Here is a 640-nt window from a genome sequence, read left to right as displayed (position 1 = left end):
TCGGGCCGCTGTGGACCCCGTGATCGCTCCCGACCCTCCTGTTTCCTCACCCGGGAGAGATTTCGCCGTCGAGTAACCCACAGAAAACATATAACAGACCAGCCGGCTAGCAATCACTGGCCGGAACTGGCTGTCAGACGCCATAGTACGCAGTCCGATTCGGTCATCCCCCACTCCCCGACTGCAGCCCTTTTGAAACGGACGTGACCCGGTAGCCTCGAGTAGCGTCTCGAGAACGACCTCAGGTCGGTTCGATCCTGCCGGTCGACGACCTCGTTCTGATCAGTGAAGGAAGTGACTTCAATGTCGTAATCTCGATGAGATGGCTTCCCTGTAATCGCCTTGTTGCACGACCCCTTCGTGGGGACTCGAGAACGCAACCCACCACCGTACGGCTGAAGAGATCGGATCGGGACTCCACGTCGTGCAGCTTAATTTAACTCACGATCCTATCACAAAGGTATATAATTCTGATTGACGTATAGTGATGCGTCTCGGAATACGAGACGTGAACTACATGGGAGCAAACAATACCGGTCGCGTATCACGGCGGAGCGTACACAAAGCGGGCGCAGCTGGAGGGGCGTTACTCGGCCTACCGGTTGGGCAGGTAGTTGGCGGAAGTGAGAACAACGACGCG

1 protein-coding gene is annotated in these 640 nt (G+C 56.4%); it reads left to right on the top strand.

Annotated elements, in window-relative coordinates; genetic code table 11:
• Nucleotides 1-487: 487 nt before the first annotated feature.
• Nucleotides 488-640, top strand: a 153-nt coding sequence (locus ACNA7R_RS20520) for a twin-arginine translocation signal domain-containing protein (RefSeq protein WP_416285383.1), incomplete at its 3' end; no start/stop codon positions are given.

Origin of the sequence: Natronococcus sp., from assembly GCF_047921035.1 — an archaeon.
Lineage (GTDB): Archaea > Halobacteriota > Halobacteria > Halobacteriales > Natrialbaceae > Natronococcus.
Note: the sequence above shows the minus strand (reverse complement) of the source record. Positions and strands in the feature narration are given on the sequence as shown.